At 71.5% G+C, this 15,303-nt stretch carries 16 protein-coding genes and 1 riboswitch; of the genes, 4 read left to right on the top strand and 12 right to left on the bottom strand.

Annotated elements, in window-relative coordinates; translation table 11 throughout:
- Positions 1-90 precede the first annotated feature (90 nt).
- Complete coding sequence (locus tag IE096_RS30825) at positions 91-777, top strand: helix-turn-helix domain-containing protein (protein ID WP_189457356.1); 687 nt, start codon at positions 91-93, stop codon at positions 775-777.
- Between the two features lies 1 nt (position 778).
- Here IE096_RS30825 and IE096_RS30830 read toward each other — a convergent pair whose 3' ends face one another.
- Positions 779-1,192 carry a VOC family protein gene (locus IE096_RS30830; protein ID WP_189457358.1) on the bottom strand — a complete coding sequence of 138 codons (414 nt, stop codon included), beginning with the start codon at positions 1,190-1,192 and terminating at the stop codon, positions 779-781.
- An 81-nt stretch (positions 1,193-1,273) separates the two neighbouring features.
- A complete protein-coding gene (locus IE096_RS30835) occupies positions 1,274-1,648 on the bottom strand; it encodes a DUF805 domain-containing protein (RefSeq protein ID WP_189457361.1) in 375 nt (124 codons plus the stop codon).
- Between the two features lie 142 nt (positions 1,649-1,790).
- On the opposite strand from IE096_RS30835, the gene IE096_RS30840 reads away from it, so the two are divergent.
- Positions 1,791-2,402, top strand: coding sequence for a DUF7691 family protein (locus IE096_RS30840; RefSeq protein WP_189457363.1), 612 nt, complete (start codon positions 1,791-1,793; stop codon positions 2,400-2,402).
- 12 nt (positions 2,403-2,414) lie between these two features.
- Here IE096_RS30840 and IE096_RS30845 read toward each other — a convergent pair whose 3' ends face one another.
- Entirely contained in the window at positions 2,415-3,425 is a 1,011-nt protein-coding gene (locus IE096_RS30845; protein ID WP_229820755.1) for a methyltransferase, read from the bottom strand.
- A gap of 87 nt (positions 3,426-3,512) precedes the next feature.
- Here IE096_RS30845 and IE096_RS30850 point away from each other — a divergent pair, with 87 nt between their 5' ends.
- Complete coding sequence (locus IE096_RS30850; RefSeq protein ID WP_189457366.1) at positions 3,513-3,815, top strand: hypothetical protein; 303 nt, start codon at positions 3,513-3,515, stop codon at positions 3,813-3,815.
- A 60-nt stretch (positions 3,816-3,875) separates the two neighbouring features.
- On the opposite strand, the gene IE096_RS30855 is transcribed toward IE096_RS30850, so the two are convergent.
- The 9 genes from IE096_RS30855 to IE096_RS30895 form a co-directional block, all read right to left on the bottom strand.
- Positions 3,876-4,481, bottom strand: coding sequence for a mycothiol-dependent nitroreductase Rv2466c family protein (locus IE096_RS30855; RefSeq protein ID WP_189457369.1), 606 nt, complete (start codon positions 4,479-4,481; stop codon positions 3,876-3,878).
- 88 nt (positions 4,482-4,569) lie between these two features.
- Positions 4,570-5,520 (bottom strand): aldo/keto reductase, encoded by a 951-nt coding sequence (locus IE096_RS30860; protein WP_189457371.1) that lies wholly within the window; start codon positions 5,518-5,520, stop codon positions 4,570-4,572.
- 29 nt (positions 5,521-5,549) lie between these two features.
- Positions 5,550-7,025 (bottom strand): MFS transporter, encoded by a 1,476-nt coding sequence (locus tag IE096_RS30865; RefSeq protein ID WP_308430405.1) that lies wholly within the window; start codon positions 7,023-7,025, stop codon positions 5,550-5,552.
- A 139-nt stretch (positions 7,026-7,164) separates the two neighbouring features.
- Complete coding sequence (locus IE096_RS30870) at positions 7,165-8,382, bottom strand: M23 family metallopeptidase (protein ID WP_229820757.1); 1,218 nt, start codon at positions 8,380-8,382, stop codon at positions 7,165-7,167.
- A 10-nt stretch (positions 8,383-8,392) separates the two neighbouring features.
- Positions 8,393-8,562, bottom strand: a riboswitch (cyclic di-AMP (ydaO/yuaA leader).
- A gap of 139 nt (positions 8,563-8,701) precedes the next feature.
- Positions 8,702-9,916 (bottom strand): PP2C family protein-serine/threonine phosphatase, encoded by a 1,215-nt coding sequence (locus tag IE096_RS30875; RefSeq protein ID WP_189457374.1) that lies wholly within the window; start codon positions 9,914-9,916, stop codon positions 8,702-8,704.
- Between the two features lie 132 nt (positions 9,917-10,048).
- Positions 10,049-11,686, bottom strand: a complete 1,638-nt coding sequence (locus tag IE096_RS30880) for a DEAD/DEAH box helicase (protein ID WP_189457376.1) — start codon at positions 11,684-11,686, stop codon at positions 10,049-10,051.
- A gap of 206 nt (positions 11,687-11,892) precedes the next feature.
- Positions 11,893-12,096, bottom strand: a complete 204-nt coding sequence (locus IE096_RS30885) for a cold-shock protein (RefSeq protein ID WP_086571010.1) — start codon at positions 12,094-12,096, stop codon at positions 11,893-11,895.
- 200 nt (positions 12,097-12,296) lie between these two features.
- Positions 12,297-13,133: a DUF6227 family protein gene (locus IE096_RS30890; protein WP_229820759.1), complete on the bottom strand. Its 837-nt coding sequence runs from the start codon at positions 13,131-13,133 to the stop codon at positions 12,297-12,299.
- A 225-nt stretch (positions 13,134-13,358) separates the two neighbouring features.
- The gene (locus tag IE096_RS30895) at positions 13,359-14,591 is read right to left on the bottom strand and encodes an MFS transporter (protein ID WP_189457378.1); all 1,233 of its coding nucleotides are present in this window, start codon (positions 14,589-14,591) and stop codon (positions 13,359-13,361) included.
- A 419-nt stretch (positions 14,592-15,010) separates the two neighbouring features.
- Here IE096_RS30895 and IE096_RS30900 point away from each other — a divergent pair.
- Positions 15,011-15,303: GTP-binding protein (locus IE096_RS30900; RefSeq protein ID WP_229820761.1), on the top strand; the 293-nt coding region annotated here is incomplete at its 3' end.

The raw sequence follows: 15,303 nt of genomic DNA on the forward strand, positions 1-15,303 counted from the left end.
TCACCGCCGCCTCGAAGCGCTTCTGAGCTCGGTCCAGGGCAGCGACCGGGGCAGTGCCCTGGACCTGGAGCCAGTGGGAGGAAGTCGGTGATGTCCCCCGTCTATGCCGAGCGCGCCTCACGGTTGTCGGGCGCCGTTGTGTGGACGCGGGGTCCGGAGGGCGGCGGTGCCGGCATCGTGTTGCCCGATGGGTGTATGGATCTGCTGTGGACCGAGGGCAGGCTGCTCGTTGCCGGGCCCGATACCCGGGCGTACCGCAGTGCTCAAGGGCCTTGGGTGGGTGTCCGGTTCTTTCCCGGGACCGCTCCCGGGCTGCTGGGTGTGCCCGCGCACGAGCTGCGCGACCGGCGGGTGGAGCTCGGCGATCTCTGGTCCGGCGCTGAAGTGCGCCGGTTGATCGAACGTGTCGACGCGGCGGTCGATCCTGCCGTCGCGATTGAGGAACTTGCCCTGCGTCTCGCTGGCGACGCGCCGCCCTCTGATCCCGTCCTGCGGGCGGTCGTGGCATCGCTGGGCGCCGGGCGGTCCGTCTCGGCTACCGCCGAATCCGTGGGGCTCGGTGCGCGGCAGCTCCATCGGCTTGCCCTGGGCGCTTTTGGCTACGGGCCCAAGACCCTCGCCCGGATCCTCCGGATGCAGCGTGCCCTGGCCCTGGCCCGCTCCGGCGTGTCCTTCGCTGAGACCGCCGTCCTGGCCGGCTTCGCGGACCAGGCTCATCTGGCTCGTGATGTTCGCGCGCTGACCGGACAGTCGCTGAGCGGGCTGGTGCGGTCTTAGTTCACGCCAGAGGGGCGAAGAGGTCTACGCCGTTGCCGTCCGGGTCGTGCACCACTGCGTACCGCTGGCCCCAGAAGGCGTCCCACGGCTTCAGCTCACCGTGGTATCCGGCGGCGGTCAAGTCCTCGTACAGCGCGTCCACGTGATGGGGGCTCGTGCAGCGGAACGCCAGGCCCAGTCGGCCGCCACCACCCGTTGGTGGGCGCCACGTCGGGTGGAAGGAGCGGACGGTGCTCTCGGGGTCCAGGAGGAGGCGCAGCCCGCCCGGTAGGGCCGCCTCCACGTGTGGCTGGTTCTCGGAGCCTTCGGGGAACTCGATCCCCAGGCGTCGGTAGAAGGCGAGCGACGCTGCCAGGTCGGAGACGACGAGGCCGATGGAGTGGAACTCAGGTGCTGGTGCCGGTGTCGGGCTCATGTGCGGGAGCTTAGGCAGGGCTTGGGCGGCCGGTCTTGAAGGAAACGGACCCGCCCCGGCCCTGCCGACCGCGTTCGACGCTCAGTACGTCGGGTACGGCGGGTACGGCGGGACGTGCTTCGGGCTGGGGCCGTACTTGTTGTGCTCCGGCTTGGTGTCGAGGCACGTGAACACCAGCAGGACGATCCAGCCCACGACCGGTATCAGGCCGAACAGGATCCACCACGCCGAGCGGTCGGTGTCGTGCAGGCGCCGGACGGTGGCGGCGAGCGAGGGGAGGAACACGGCCACGACGTACACGGTCCCGATGAGGGAGTCCGTGCCGAACACGGCGTCGGCAATGGCCAGCACGATGCTGATGACGGTGCTGATCAGGGTGAACATCCAGTACTCCTGGCGGCGCGCCCGGCCGCTGAACACCGCGTATTTCTTGAGTACGGCTATGTACCAGTCCACTAGGTCTCCTAAAAGCAAAAGGCCCCGAAGGGCCCGGTTTCTATAGGTAAAGGCAGGGTAAAAACTACACCATGTGGGGGATTTCCGACACCATCCACCGCCCCGCACCCCGTTGTCAGTGGTCACCGCTAGGTTCAGGCACATGAGTTCGGGACTGAGTGTGTATCTGCTGGACCCGGCCAGGACCCGCGCCCTGGTCGGCTCGCGTGACGAGCAGCTGCTGGAGGTCATCCGCAGCAACTTCGCCGAGGATCTGGCGCGCGACGACGACTGGTTCTCGCACGCGATAAAGGACGGCGCGCCCACGGCGTACGAGGCGTTGGAAGCCGTCGTCAACGGCGGGCCGTTCAGCGAGGACGAGGGGCACGCCTTCCAGTACGGGTACGCGTACAAGCGGCTCTGCGACCTCACCGGTTCCTTCCTCGACAACTCCTGCTTCTGCCCCTTCCGGGGCAGCTGGCTGTCGGTGGTCGACGAGGGGCTGCGGGCCCTCGGGATCACGGCGGTGTCCGTGGAGGAGTTCGGCTACAGCGACTTCCCCGATCCCCTGCCCCGGCCGTACGAGGCGCCGGGGTGCGGTGAGTGGACGCCGGAGCAGTGCGCCAAGGCCCTGGAGCAGTTCGAGGAGACCAAGCGGAAGGGGCATGCTCCGCCGCTGGAGCCCGAGGTCGTCGAAGCGGTCATGGACGTCATCGGGTGGCTGGGGCACGCCGCGGCCCGGCCGGGGTTCGGGATCATCGGGTTCCGGTCTTAGGTCTCCAGCCTGTCATGCGTCCCCCGCCGCCTCTCCCTCCACGATCGACAGGACCGTTCCCGTCGGGATGACCCGCGTCAGGCGCAGCCCCGCCTCCTCGAACAGGTCCTTGAATTCCCGCTCCGTGCGTTCGCGGCCCACCAGCGACGCCATCATCATCAGGTCCAGCGCCTTGCCCTGGTGCGGGGCGTTGTCCTGCGGGATCACCGCGTCGATGACCAGGACCCGGCCGCCCGGCGCCATCGCACGCCGGCAGTTGCCGAGGATCGTCCTCGACTGGGCGTCGTCCCAGTCGTGAAGGATGCGCTTGAGGAGGTAGATGTCGCCGGGTGGGGCCGAGGTGAAGAAGTCGCCCTCGGCCAGCGTCCAACGGCCTGCCAGCTCCGGGGTGTTCAGGCGGTGGCCTGCCAAGACGTGAGGCTGGTCGTAGAGGATGCCCTGGAGGGCGGGGCGGTCGCTCAGAACGGACAGCAGGAGGCCGCCGTGGCCGCCGCCCACGTCCACCACCGTGGCCCCGGGCGGGAACGGGTACGCGTCGGCGATGGGCTGGTTCTCCGCGTCGGACATGGACGCCATGCCGTCGTGGAAGATCGCCGCCGTCTCCGCGTCCCGCTCGAAGTGGTCGAAGAACGGCGCGCCGAAGATGCCCTCGAAGGCCGACGTGCCCTCCACCACGCACCTGGTCATCTCGCCCGCCGGCAGCCACATCGTCCGGTCCGTGATCATCAGGACCGCCGAGCGGACCGAAACGGGTGCGTCCGAACGCAGTGCGTCCCCCGTCTCCGTCAGGCGGAAGCGGCCCTCCCCGTCCTCCTCGAACAAGCCCCGCGTGGCCAGGAGGCGCAGGACCCGGTGGAGGCTGCGGGGATCCGTGCCCGTCGCCTTCGCCAGGTCCGACGGGGTGCGGGGGCCGTCCGTCAGGTGGTCCGCCACGCCCACGGCGGCTGCCACGCGCAGCGCCGCCGGGTAGAGGAAGCCCAGGGCTTCGTCGATGATTCGAGCCGCGCTCGCTTCATTGGTCACCAGCCATGCATGCCCGGGGCGGCGGACGATTCCCCTTCCCCCAGCGTTAGCTTTAGGACGAGATCACTTGATACGGAGGTTGTTGCTGTGGCAGTTCCTACGTCCCTGGTCGCCGCCGGTGGTCTCATCGGCGGTTACGGCATCGCGCGGTGGACCAAGCAGCGGCCCCTCGGCGGAGTGGCCCTCGCCGCCGCCGGTGCTCTCGCCGCCAAGCAGTGGAAGGACACCGTCGGCGCGCCTGCCGCCGCCGGGCTCACCGGCCTCTACGTCGCCGCGTTCGCCGGGTCGCATCCGCTGGCCAAGAAGGTCGGGGCCTGGCCGTCCGTGTTCGGGGTCGCCGGAGCGGTCGCGCTTGCGTCTTGGGCGGTGGAGCGGGGCGGCAGCCGCTGAGTGCTCCACTGCGGGCCGGTGGGGGCTGATCGCGCAGTTCCCCGCGCCCCTTCGGGGCGCTCAGCTGAAGTCGAGGTCCCCGGTCCGGCTGCGCTTCAGTTCGAAGAACTTCGGGTAGCCGGCCAGCAGGCGGATGCCGTCGAAGATCCGCACCGCGTCCTCGCCCCGCGGGATCGCCGTCAGCACCGGGCCGAAGAAGGCGACGCCGTCGACGTGGAGAGTGGGAGTACCCACCTCCTCGCCCACCGGGTCCATGCCCTCGTGGTGGCTCTTGCGCAGCGCCTCGTCGTACTCCGTCGTGTACGCCGCCTCCGCCAGCTCCTCCGGGAGGCCGGCCTCGGCGAGGGCCTCGCGGATCAGCTCGTCGCCGGCCTCCCGGTCGGCGTTGTGGATGCGGGTGCCCAGCGCTGTGTAGAGGTCCCGCAGCACGTGCTCGCCGTGCTCCTGGGCCGCCGCCGTGCACACCCGGACCGGGCCCCAGCCGGTGTCCAGGAGTCGGCGGTAGCGCTCGGGGAGGTCCTCGCGGCCCTCGTTGAGCACGGACAGGCTCATGACGCGGAAGCGCAGGTCGAGGTCGCGGTGCTGGTCGACCTCCGTGATCCAGCGGGACGTGATCCAGGCGAAGGGGCAGATCGGGTCGAAGTAGAAGTCCACCTTGTTTGTCATGACCACGAGCCTATGGGGTAGTTGTCCCATCGGACTGGTCCACTTGTTGCCCGTGGTCATGGGCCAATCGCTCGGCCGTCAACAGGTCCTACGCCGACGCCTCCGTCAGCTTCGCCAGCTCCGCGTCCGTGAGCTTCAGGTCCGCCACCGCCAGCAGCGCCGGCAGCTGCTCGACCGTACGGGCGCTGGCCAGCGGCGTCGCCACCGTCGGCTGGGCCGCGAGCCAGGCCAGGGCCACGGTCGCGAGCTCGGCGTCGTGCGCGGCGGCCACCTCGTCGAGGGCGGCCAGCACGCGCGCGCCCCGCTCCGTCCCCAGGTACTTCACCGCGCCGCCCGCACGCGCGCTGTCCACCGTCGTCCCCGGCCGGTACTTGCCGGTCAGGAAGCCCGAGGCCAGCGCGAAGTACGGGACGGCGGCCAGGCCGTGCTCGGCGGCCACGGAGGCGAGTTCGCCCTCGTAGGTGTCGCGCGAGACCAGGTTGTAGTGGGGCTGGATCGCCACGTACTTGGCCAGGCCGGCGGCGTCCGAGAACTCGAGCGAGGCCCGCAGACGCTCCGGCGAGATGTTGGAGGCCGCGATCTCGCGGACCTTGCCCTCCTTCACCAGGCCGTCCAGCGTCGTGATGATGTCCTCCACGGGGACCGACTCGTCGTCCACGTGCGTGTAGTAGAGGTCGATGTAGTCCGTGCGGAGGCGGCGCAGCGACGCCTCGACGTCGGCCTTGATGGTCGCGGGGGCCAGGCCGCGGTGCTCGGGCACGCCGTTGCCCACCTTGGTGGCGACGACGATCGCGTCACGGTTGCCGCGCTCCGCGAGCCAGTTCCCGATGACGGTCTCGGACTCGCCGCCCTGGTTGCCGGGCACCCAGGCGGAGTAGACGTCCGCCGTGTCGATGAAATTGCCGCCCGCCTCCGCGTAGGCGTCGAGGACGGCGAAGGACTGCTTCTCGTCGGCCGTCCACCCGAAGACGTTGCCGCCCAGGTTCAGGGGGTGGACGGAGAGACTGCCGATATTCGTGCGATGCGTGTTGTCAGCCATGCGATGGTTCAACTCCCCTGCCGGGCCCGTTATTCCGCGGGCGCCGGTGCCGGCAGGGGGTCGGGAGGGGGGTGGACGGACAGGGGTGCCGCGATGTCCTCCAGCGAGAGGCCCTCCGCCCGTACGGCCAGGAACGCGGCCACCACTCCGCCCACGCACATCAGGGTGGCGCCGAGGCAGAAGGCCACGACCGTGTCGGCGACGACGCCGCTCTGGGTGAGGGCCGAGAAGAGGAGCGGGCCGCTGATGCCGCCCGCCGCCGTGCCCACCGCGTAGAAGAAGGCGATGGCCATGGCCCGGGTCTCCATCGGGAAGATCTCGGAGACGGTGAGGTACGCGCTGCTGGCACCCGCCGAGGCGAAGAAGAGGACCACCGCCCAGCAGGCGGTGAGCGTGACGGCGTTCAGGTGCCCGGCGCCGAACAGCCAGGCGGTGCCGAACAGCAGGACCCCGGCCAGGAGGTACGTCGACGAGATCATGATGCGCCGGCCCAGGGTGTCGAAGAGCTTCCCCAGGAAGAGCGGGCCGAGGAAGTTGCCCACTGCTATGACCGCGAAGAAATAGCCGGTGCGGGAGGTGGAGACGCCGAAGAAACGGGTGAGGATGGCGCCGAAACCGAAGGTGATCGCGTTGTAGAGGAACGCCTGGCCGATGAAGAGGGCGAGCCCCAGAATGGCCCGGCGCCGGTAGTCGGAGAAGACCGTGCGGGCGATGTCGCGGAATCCGAAGCTCTCGCGCTGGCGGATGGCGATGCGCCCTTTGGCCGGAGGCAGTTCGATGCCTTTTTCCGCGATGACGCGCTTCTCGATCGACGTGACGAGCCGTTCGGCCTCCTCCGCCCTGCCGTGGATGAACAGCCAGCGTGGACTCTCGGGCACATGGCGGCGGACGAGCAGGATGACCAGCCCCAGGACGACGCCCAGCCCGAAGGTCAGCCGCCAGCCGACGGCCTTGGCGAAGATGCTGGTGTCGAGCATCAGGATCGACAGCAACGAACCCGCGATGGCGCCGAGCCAGAAGCTGCCGTTGATGATGAGGTCGACACGGCCGCGATAGGCGGCCGGGATCAACTCGTCGATGGCGGAGTTGATCGCCGCGTACTCACCGCCGATGCCGAAACCCGTCACGAAGCGGAAGGTGAAGAACCACCAGGACGAGTACGAGAACGCGGTCAGGGCCGTCGCGGCCAGATAGACCGCGAGCGTGACCATGAAGAGCCTTTTACGGCCGAAGAGATCGGTCAGCCGGCCGAAGAAGAGCGCACCGGAACAGGCGCCCGCCACATAGAGCGCGGCCGCCACTCCCGTCACCCCGCCGGAGGTGATCGGCAGACCGCTGCCCTGCTCGGAGAGCCGGCCGGCGATATTGCCGACGACCGTGACCTCCAGGCCGTCCAGGACCCAGACGGTGCCGAGGCCGATCACCACGGTCCAATGCCACCGGGACCAGGGCAGCCGGTCCAGGCGAGCGGGCACGGACGTGGTGATCGTCGCGGTGGTCGTCACGTCATCTGATTTCCCGATCGCTCACAGAACATTCCCGGGATGTCCGATATCGAGTAGTTCCGGGGGTGCTATGACCTGATTGCCCTGCCCGGCTTGCCGACCGGCGAACCCGTCCATCGGCGACCCGCGGCTCCCCTCGTTACGGCTCCAGGCCCCTGCCGCGCAGCCACGACAGCGGGTCCACCGGCGCGCCGCCGCCCGGCCGGACCTCCAGGTGGAGGTGCGGGCCGGTGACGTTGCCGGTCGCGCCGACCCGGCCGATGACCGTGCCCGTGCCGACCTTGCCGGACGTGACCACCATCGACGACAGGTGGCAGTACCAGACCTCGGTACCGTCGTCGAGCGTCAGCACGACGCGGTAGCCGTACGCGCCCGCCCACCCCGCCTGGGTGACGGTGCCCCCGCCGACCGCCTTCACCGGGGTGCCCGTGGGGGCGGCGAAGTCCTCGCCGGTGTGGTTCGCGGACCACATGTTTCCCGCCTGGCCGAAGCCGGCGGTGAGGGTGTACGACGCCACGGGGAGGGTGAAGGTCCCGCCGGCGGCGCGGTGGGCGGAACGTTCAGCGCCGCCACCTGACGAGCCCGAAGCGTGCCGCTCCTGGACGCCGGCCGAACCGTCCGCCGCCGAACCGCCCGCCGCCGACCCGTCCGTCGCCGAACCGTCCGTATCCGCGCCCCCGCCCGCCGCCTCCCGAGCCGCCCGCTGCGCGGCCTCGTACGTCGCCGCCTTCGCGTCCGCCGCCTGGCGCTCGGCCGCCTCGCGCTCCGCCGCGGCCTTCTCCGCCGCCGCCTTGCGGTGCTGCTCCGCCGCCGCCTGCGCCACGCGCGCCTGCGCCTCGGCCTCGGCGGCCATCTGCTGGTGCTCGGCCTGCTGGAGGATGCGGGCCCGCAGCACCTCGCCGGCGTCGGCGGTGTCGCGCACGGTGCGTACCGTCTCGACGGGGGCCTGTCGCGCCTCGGCGCTCTGCCGCGCGCCCTGCCCGTGGCCGTCGGCCATGAGCGAGCCGACGACCGGAATGCTCTGGGCCAGGTCCGGCATGGATATGGGAGCCTGCGGACGGTCCTGGGCGCTGGCCATGCCGCCCGCGCCGACCGCCGCGATCATTCCGGCGCCGAGGACCGCTCCGCTCCGGGCCATCGTGCCGCCGCGCGGCTTGACGACGCGGTGTCTGCCGCGGACGGGCGCCGCCGGGTGGTCCTCGCCGGGTGCCCACTCGCCCGTGGCCGACGACTGCGCGGGGGCGGCGAGCGCCTCGGGGGCCGCTTCCGGTTCGTAAGGGGGGATGTAGGCGGGAACGAACGGAGGGTCGTACGAACTGCCGTCGAGCTCGGAGCTGTCGGACCTGTTGGACGCCACTGGGGCGACTCCTTTCCTTCCTGGTCGCCTACCGGGTTTGCGTGGGGGTCCCTCCCAGGCCGTTCAGGCTCTGGGGGAGGGTTCGGAGAAGGAAGGTCTCCTACGGGCCGGCGTACGGGCCCGATTCACCCCAAATGATGGTTCCCCGGTTCCACCCACGGGATTCGGCGAAGGCGCACGGCACCGCCCTTGCGGCGGTGGCAACGACCGCGCTGCGTTATCGAACGTTAATAGACAGGGCGGCTGGATTCCAAGCCGAAAGGATGAAGCGGGCAGGCGCGTTGGGGCACTTTATAAGGCGCTTACTTCTGAGTGTTCGTCAGTCGTTATGGATCTGAGGAGATCGCAGGCGCACGGTACGGGCGGTGACCTGGGGGCGTTTGTGGGTGATGGGCGCGGTGCGGAGCCGGCCGTCGATCCGCCGGATGGCGAGCAGGGCCATGTCGTCGTCCGTGCGCCCGCCCGCGTGCCGGGCCACGTCCGCCGTGAGGGAGTCCAGCAGGGCGTCGGGGCTGCGGAACTGCTTGCCGCACAGCCGCGGCCGGGGGTCGTAGAACGTCCCGGTCGCATCCCTGGCCTCGGTGACCCCGTCGGTGAACAGCAGCAGCGTCGACCCCACCGGGAACTCCCACTGCTCCACCCGGTCCGGCCACACGCCCAGGTCCCCCATCCCCAGCGGCAGGGCGGGCGCCCGGGGGTGGGTGTCGCCGACGGTGCCGTCGGCATGGAGGAGGAGCGGGGGCGGATGACCGCGGTTGACGATGCGGAGGGCGCCCGCGCCCGGTGGGACCTCGGCCAGGACGGCGGTGGTGAACCCCTCGGCCTGTTCGACGTTCGCGCGCCGCGCGCCCTCCCGCTGCAGCGCGCGCTCCAGCCGCGCCGCCAGCCCCTCCAGCGTGCGCTCCTGCTCCGCCGCCTCCCGGAACGCGCCGATCAGGATCGCGACGGCCTCCACCGCGCCCAGCCCCTTGCCCCGTACGTCGCCGACGATGACGCGGACGCCGTAAGGGGTGTCCTGGACCGCGTAGAGATCGCCGCCGATCCGGGCGTCAGCCTGCGCGGCGACATAGCGCGCGGCCACCCGGAGCCCGCCGATCCGGGCCGGGGGCGTGGGCAGCACGGCTCGCTGGGCGGCCTCCGCGACGCTCCGCACCGACGCCAGCCGGCGATTGCCGCGGCATACGACGCGGTTGATGCCGACGGCGAGCGCGCCGACGGTCACGACGGTGACGACCTCGGTCACCGACTCGCCCACCTCCGGCGCCTGCCGTGCGAGGGAGAGGGTGACGATCGCCGCCAGGGCCGCCACCGCCGCCAGCAGGGTGGCGGGCAGGGAGAGGAGCGAGGCGGCGACGAGGGGCGCGGAGACGAAGAAGGGGGCGGAGGAGTACTTGGGGGGCGTGAGGACGTCGAAGACGATGCCCCCGGTGATCACGGCGGCAGGGAGGCAGCGGGCGAGGAGGACCGGCGCCCACCCGGGGAACGGCTCGCAGAGCGGATCCGGTCCGGGCGGCGGCCCGTCTCGCTTCCCCACCGTGTGTTCTCCTGACCGGCCGACGTCCCTTGCTCCGTCCCACCCTCGCGTCCGGCGCGCGGGCGGGCGAACGGGGTTGAGCCGTTAGGGGACGTCGGCGTCAGGGCCTCAACGCATCAAGGCATCAACGCGTCAGGACGCGGCGGGACGGCGGCCACCGCCACCGCTCCGGCGCCGGCCGCCGCCGACGGCGTTGCCCGGGCGGGTGCCGCCCGAACGGCGCGAGCCATCACCGCCGTTGCCGCCGAAGCCGCGGAACGGACGGCCGCCGCCGTTGCCGGCACCCGAGCCCGCACCGGCGCCGTTACCGGCACCCGAGCCGGAACGGGAGCGGGAGCGGGAACCGCGCGAGCGCGACGGCTTGGCGCCCTGACCGGACTGACCACCCTGGCCGCCCTGCTGCTGGGCCGGGACCGGCGGCGCGATGACGACCGGGACGCCGCTGGGCTCGCGGGCACCGGTGATCCGCGCGAGCTCGGGGTCGGTCGGGTAGGTCTTGATGACGTTCGGCGTGATCTGCGCCGTGGTCATCATGCGGCTCATCTCGCGCCGCTGCTCGGGCAGGACGAACGTGACGACCGTGCCGGACTCGCCCGCGCGGGCGGTGCGGCCACCGCGGTGGAGGTAGTCCTTGTGGTCGACCGGCGGGTCGATGTTGACGACGAGGTCGAGCCCGTCGATGTGGATGCCGCGCGCGGCGACGTTCGTCGCGATCAGGGCGGTGACCTGGTCGGTCCGGAACTGGTCCAGCACCCGGTTGCGCTGCGGCTGGCTCTTGCCGCCGTGCAGCGCGGCGGCCCGTACGCCCTCGGACAGCAGCTTCTTCACCAGCCGGTCGGCGCCGCGCTTGGTGTCCACGAACATGATCACGCGACCCTCGCGGGCCGCGACCCGGGCGACGGCGTCCTTCTTGTCCTGGTCGGTGACGTGGAACAGGTGGTGCTCCATGGTCACCACGGCGCCCACCGAGGCGTCGACGGAGTGCGTCACCGGGTCGGTGAGGAAGCGGCGGACGAGCCGGTCGACGTTGCGGTCCAGGGTCGCGGAGAAGAGCATCCGCTGACCGCCCGGGGCCACCTGCTCGAGCAGCTTGGTGACCTGCGGCAGGAAGCCCATGTCGGCCATCTGGTCGGCCTCGTCGAGGACCGTGATCGCCACGTCGCGGAGCGCGCAGTCACCGCGCTGGATGAGGTCCGCGAGCCGTCCCGGCGTCGCGACGAGCACCTCGGCGCCCCGCGCGAGGGTCTGGGCCTGGCGGCCGATGGACATGCCGCCGACGACCGTGGCCATCCGCAGGTTGACGGCGGTCGCGTACGGGGTGAGGGAGTCGGTGACCTGCTGGGCCAGCTCCCGCGTGGGGACGAGGACGAGCGCGAGCGGCCGCTTCGCCTCGGCACGCCGCCCCGCCGTGCGGGCCAGCAGCGCCAGCCCGAAGGCGAGGGTCTTGCCGGAGCCCGTGCGGCCGCGGCCGAGGACGTCACGGCCGGCCAGCGAGTTGGGGAGGGTCGCCGCCTGGATCGGGAAGGGCGCGGTGACGCCCTCGCGGGTCAGCGTGGAGAGCAGGCCGGCGGGCATGTCCAGCTCGGCGAAGGAGTCGACGGCCGGCAGGGCCGGCGTCGTGGCGACCGGCGTCTCGAACTCACCCTGGAGAGGGGCGGCGGGACGACGGGCGGGCTGCCGTCCGCCGCGGGAACGGGCGTCCGTGGAGCGGTTGGCGCTCGTGGAGCGGCCGGCTCCGGTGGAGCGGGCGGGGCGTGCGGAACGAGTCATTCGGGGGACCTTCCCTCAGTGGGGTGGCACGCCCGGTTTCGGGAGACTCGTATCGCGGGCAGCCCTGGACGGACGTTCCTGCGTGAGCCCTGGGCGCGCTGGCGCGGGGCGGCAAAAGGCCCGCACCCAGTGGTGCGGGCCCTCGCCGTGCGGTGTCGCGTCACGCGTCGACGCGTCACGCGGGGCCGGACGAATCCGGCCGTTCGTCAGATGTTGACGATGTTCTCGGCCTGCAGGCCCTTCTGGCCCTGCGTGACGTCGAAGGAAACCTTCTGGCCCTCGAACAGCTCACGGAAGCCGTTGGAGGCGATGTTCGAGTAGTGGGCGAAGACGTCGGGGCCGCCGCCGTCCTGCTCAATGAAGCCGAAGCCCTTTTCCGAGTTGAACCACTTCACGGTTCCAGTAGCCATGTCCGTCTCCTTCATCATTCGGGTGGGCCCCGGACCGGACATAGACCGGCGAAAACAAAAATGCGCCTTCGGCTACATAACCGTCAGGCGCACACGAGTTCATGGGTACCACAACTGCAACGCACCCAACCATACCACGCGGACCCGATTCCTGTTGATCATGGTCGGCCGCCCCCGCCCCGGGGCGCCGCCGCCGCGCCCTATAACTCCACGCCCTGTGCCCGGGCATGGCGGTCGGCGGCCACCTCCGCCTCCGCCTCGTCGAGATACACCTCACACACGAGCCGCCCGTCGGCCGTCATGTTGTGCTCCAGCTCCCAGAGGCTGACCTCGCCGCCGCCCTCCAGCAGGAACGCGTGCTCGTAGAACCGGCACCAGGTGGCGTCGCGGCCCGTGCCCCGGCGCCTGGGCTTGGTGATCAGCGCGATGTGGTGGCCGAGCGCCCCCTGGAGCAGCTCGCGGACGACCTCGCCCGGCCCGTCCGCGTTCTCCGCGCGGCGCAGCAGCCTGCGGGCGTGATCGGGCGAGGCCTCGGCGACGTACTCCCGGCGGGGCCTCGTCGGGCCCATCGCGAGCAGCAGCTCCTCCGCCAGCCAGGCGGGCAGCTCCTCCGACTCGCTCCCCGGCCCGATGCCCCCGCCGCCGATCCGGTCGTGCACCCGGCGCTCGGCGGCGTCGAGCGCGCCGTCGTCGGTGTAGAGCTCGTAGAGGTAGCGCTCCTGGGGCCCCGTGTCGTGCTCCAGCTCGTAGAGGACGAGGCTGCTGCCGTCGGCGAGGAGGAAGACGTGCCGGTAGGTGTTGCACCGCAGGGGCCGCCGGCCGTCGTTGCGCTGGCGGTACGAGCGGAGCTCGGTCTGGTGCATCAGCGCGGTGCGCAGCCGGTCCAGGAGCGGCTCGCCGATCTCGAAGCCGTTCTGGGCCCGCTCCAGCAGCTCCGCCACCTGCTCGGCGGGCGTCGGCTCGGAGCCGGCGGAGCCGTCCGGCTCGCCGCGCCGCCCGCTCTCGCCCTCGCCCCCGCCCACTCGCGTCTGCGCCATGCCCGTCGCCTCCCGACCTTCGCCGCACCGGTACTGCCCACCCCGCGCACTTACCGTAGCGGCGCGAACACACGACGGGGGCGGGGTTTCCACGAAGTCGCTCGCGCGACGCCGCTCGCGCTGGCGTTCGACCACACTCCACGGGTGCGGGTGCTTCGGCAGCGGGCCGCCTCTGGCTGGTCGCGCCCACGCGGCGAGCCGCACGACGACACGGCCTCGCGCCCCTTACGGGGCCTTACGGCCGCCCAGCCACCAGCCCGCCAGCCCCGCCGCCGACAGCAGGACGCCCGCTCCTACGAAGGCCCCGGCGGGGGCCGCGTCCACGACGGGGGGCAGGAGGAGGAGGCCGGCCATTCCGGCCGACCGGGTGACCGTCTGGTCGACGGTCAGGAGCCGGAGGCGCTCCGCCGGGGCGAAGCGGGTCAGGTGGGCGCGCAAAGTCACCGCGCAGACGGGGAAGAGGAGGCCGGAGAGCACGCAGAGGGCGATCACGACCGCCATGGAGTCCGCCACGCCCAGCCCGGCCAGCGCGCATCCGGACAGCACCCAGGCGAGGCAGTACGTGCTGATCCAGGACCTGCCGGGGGCGGAGGAGCCGGTGGCGGCCGGCCGGTCGGCGAGCTGGCCCGTGAGCAGGTTCCCCGCGAGGCCGCCGGCGGCCGTGGCGGCGAGGGCCAGGCCGTATCCGGTGGCGCCCTGGCCGAAGCGGGAGACGAGCATCGGGGGGAGGCCGACGGTCGAGACCGCCGCGGTGAACAGGGCCACCCCGTGGACGGCGACCGCGATCGCGATCCGCGGGTGGCGGCGGAGGAGGGGCCGGGCAGGGACGCCAGCCGTCGCCCGCACGGGGCCGGTGGGCGGCTCCCCGTCCACGGGGCTCGCCGTGCGGCGGCCGAGCCAGCCCAGGGCCAGGGCGGAGACGACGAAGGTGCAGCCGTCGACGGCGAACAGTTCGATCTCGGACACGAGCAGCAGGAGGACCCCGACGCTCCCCTGCCCGAGGACCCCCGCGATCCTCGACGTGAGGTCGAACAGGCCGCTGACGAGCGGGAGCTCCTCGACCGGCACCAGCTGGGGGACGAGCGCGCCGAAGTTGGGGTCGAAGACCGCGCTGAGCGTGCCGAGCAGCAGGACGAGCGTCAGCGTGATCAGGAAGCCGGTCGTGTCCGGCGACCAGAACAGCGGCACGGCCAGGGCGACGGCGGCGCGGCCCGCGTCCAGCCAGGCCAGGGAGCGCCAGCGGGAGAAGCGGGCCATCAGGTAGCCGGCGCCGCCGAGGGCTATGTAGGGGAGCGATTCGACGGCGGCCACCAGGCCCGTCCGGGAGGACGAGCCCGTCGCCTCGTACACGACCCACATGGCGGCCAGCCCGTAGAGCCGGTCCCCCAGCACGGACAGGGTCATCGACAGCCACAGCACCCGCACGGATCGGCAGCGCAACAGGCGTATGTGTTTCATCGCCTATGCCTCTGGCCCATGTCCCATGGCGCGTTACCTCCGGCACATCCGCTTCCGGTGGCGGCACACAGTAGGGCGAGTGTCCAGAGCGCCTCCCGGGCATTAACCGTCAAACCCGGATCAGTCCCGCCACGTCGCCACCCGCACGTGTGGCGTTGTTCGCCCCGCGTCTCGGGAAGCGGACGACGGGGGACGCGCTCGGCGGACGACGGGGGACGCGCTCGGCCATCCGGGGACGCGCCGCGCGCCACATGACACTGCGACGACATAGAGTGACGGGAGCATTGCTCCGCGTATCCGAGGGTCTGCCGTGCGGGCCGCGAACGTCACGCGAGCGCGATGTGGACCATTTCAGGACGCGAGGGATCGGCGGCCGCCGGCCTTCCTTCGTCCTGCTGAGGCGAACTGGAGGTTTCCCAGTGGCGAAGGCGAAGTTCGAGCGCACAAAGCCGCACGTCAACATCGGCACCATCGGTCACGTCGACCACGGCAAGACCACGCTCACCGCGGCGATCACCAAGGTGCTGCACGACAAGTTCCCGGACCTGAACCCCTACACGCCCTTCGAGGACATCGACAAGGCCCCCGAAGAGCGCCAGCGCGGTATCACCATCTCCATCGCGCACGTCGAGTACCAGACGGCCGCCCGGCACTACGCCCACGTCGACTGCCCGGGTCACGCGGACTACATCAAGAACATGATCACCGGTGC

Source organism: Streptomyces abikoensis (assembly GCF_014648775.1).
Classification (GTDB): Bacteria; Actinomycetota; Actinomycetes; order Streptomycetales; family Streptomycetaceae; genus Streptomyces; species Streptomyces abikoensis.

What these genes read in the sequence shown, in the direction of transcription:
- IE096_RS30825 (WP_189457356.1), top strand. Translation starts at nt 91, where the DNA reads ATGTCCCCCGTCTATGCCGAGCGCGCCTCACGGTTGTCGGGCGCCGTT.
- IE096_RS30830 (WP_189457358.1), bottom strand. Translation starts at nt 1,192, where the DNA reads ATGAGCCCGACACCGGCACCAGCACCTGAGTTCCACTCCATCGGCCTC.
- IE096_RS30840 (WP_189457363.1), top strand. Translation starts at nt 1,791, where the DNA reads ATGAGTTCGGGACTGAGTGTGTATCTGCTGGACCCGGCCAGGACCCGC.
- IE096_RS30855 (WP_189457369.1), bottom strand. Translation starts at nt 4,481, where the DNA reads ATGACAAACAAGGTGGACTTCTACTTCGACCCGATCTGCCCCTTCGCC.
- IE096_RS30860 (WP_189457371.1), bottom strand. Translation starts at nt 5,520, where the DNA reads ATGGCTGACAACACGCATCGCACGAATATCGGCAGTCTCTCCGTCCAC.
- IE096_RS30880 (WP_189457376.1), bottom strand. Translation starts at nt 11,686, where the DNA reads ATGACTCGTTCCGCACGCCCCGCCCGCTCCACCGGAGCCGGCCGCTCC.
- IE096_RS30885 (WP_086571010.1), bottom strand. Translation starts at nt 12,096, where the DNA reads ATGGCTACTGGAACCGTGAAGTGGTTCAACTCGGAAAAGGGCTTCGGC.
- IE096_RS30890 (WP_229820759.1), bottom strand. Translation starts at nt 13,133, where the DNA reads ATGGCGCAGACGCGAGTGGGCGGGGGCGAGGGCGAGAGCGGGCGGCGC.
- IE096_RS30895 (WP_189457378.1), bottom strand. Translation starts at nt 14,591, where the DNA reads ATGAAACACATACGCCTGTTGCGCTGCCGATCCGTGCGGGTGCTGTGG.